We start from the raw sequence: 1,191 nt of genomic DNA, 5'->3' as shown, positions 1-1,191 counted from the left end.
AAAAAGCACTTATAATTTCTTATAAGTGCTTGACAATCAACGTGGACCAGCATGGTCTTTTTTTTTGCCCTTTAGGGTTCTAATAATCAAGCCTTTACGTAATATTTACGAAAACCGTACATCGCTCAGTACATCGGTTAAGCACAAAAAAAATTAAGCGACTGCACTTACTAATTCTGAGAGGCTTAAATGCACGGTGTCAAACTTTCCCAATTCCTTTTTTAACAATAGATTCTCAATTTTCAATTGAGCAATCTCACTGTAAAGGTCTGTAATGAGGTTTTTAAATACATTATCAGAACCTTTATCCTGCTTTTCTGTCAAATCTTTTTCTACTGTATCATTATTTGATAAAATACTTTTCTTGTGTATCAAATAATCTAAATGACTCATTAATGAATCATAAGTAGTTTTCTGCATTTTATTTTTATTCAATGCTGTATAAAATGCTTGTGGAGAGTACCCTACTGCCTTGCAGAGCGCAACTACTGTAATATCAGCCTCCTTTATTTTAGTCTCAAAATTTGTCTTTAAATCATCCATTTGTAAAAATATTTTATACAATTATTTTACATTAAGAAAAAAGTAAGTATTATTGTATCACAATTCAGTTGTGAAGATAACGTAAAAACGTTTTTTAGTATATATAAACGTAATAAAATTTTACAAATGGTACTTATTCGTAAATCTGGAAATATGTATTGGGAGCTTCTTAAAGCCCAAAAAGACAGTGTACAAATGTCTGTAAAGGAGCAATTATCTGAAAAGGGATTCTGGAGAGTATTCCAAGATACCTACTCACGCCCAAACTATCCAGTTGAGAAAGCCCCGATTGTAATTATTGATGTGATTTCAAAGAATGTACTACCTGAAGATTTGAAAACACGTATAGACCTTTCCGATTATGAGAAGCTGGTCGAATATCATAAAAAAATTAGCGTAAATATGGTTTAGTGGTTCCAAATAACCCCGATGCTTTTCGGGGTTTATTTTACTCCTAAACCCCAAAAAAAAAGACAAATGAATCAAGCCAACTTAGTAGAGTTCAAAGTATTGAAACTTGAAGATTTCCCAAAATTTGGTAGTGAGGTTTTTGTGGGTGCTTATCTAAAAGGATTGCTAGATAAAGACAAAATTTATTATACCGATTGCAGAAATACTGATTGGATTTTTTATGTAAATGATACTTGT

2 protein-coding genes are annotated in these 1,191 nt (G+C 31.6%); one reads left to right on the top strand and one right to left on the bottom strand.

The annotated features are described in order from the left end of the window. Window positions 1-153 precede the first annotated feature (153 nt). A complete protein-coding gene (locus ACOVO2_RS07635; protein ID WP_421769387.1) occupies window positions 154-543 on the bottom strand; it encodes a hypothetical protein in 390 nt (129 codons plus the stop codon). A 126-nt stretch (window positions 544-669) separates the two neighbouring features. On the opposite strand from ACOVO2_RS07635, the gene ACOVO2_RS07630 reads away from it, so the two are divergent. After that, entirely contained in the window at window positions 670-954 is a 285-nt protein-coding gene (locus ACOVO2_RS07630; RefSeq protein ID WP_421769386.1) for a hypothetical protein, read from the top strand. Window positions 955-1,191: the final 237 nt, after the last annotated feature.

The sequence above is a fragment of the Emticicia sp. genome (genome assembly GCF_049241225.1).
In the GTDB taxonomy this organism is placed as follows: Bacteria; Bacteroidota; Bacteroidia; order Cytophagales; family Spirosomataceae; genus Emticicia.
Note: the sequence above shows the minus strand (reverse complement) of the source record. Positions and strands in the feature narration are given on the sequence as shown.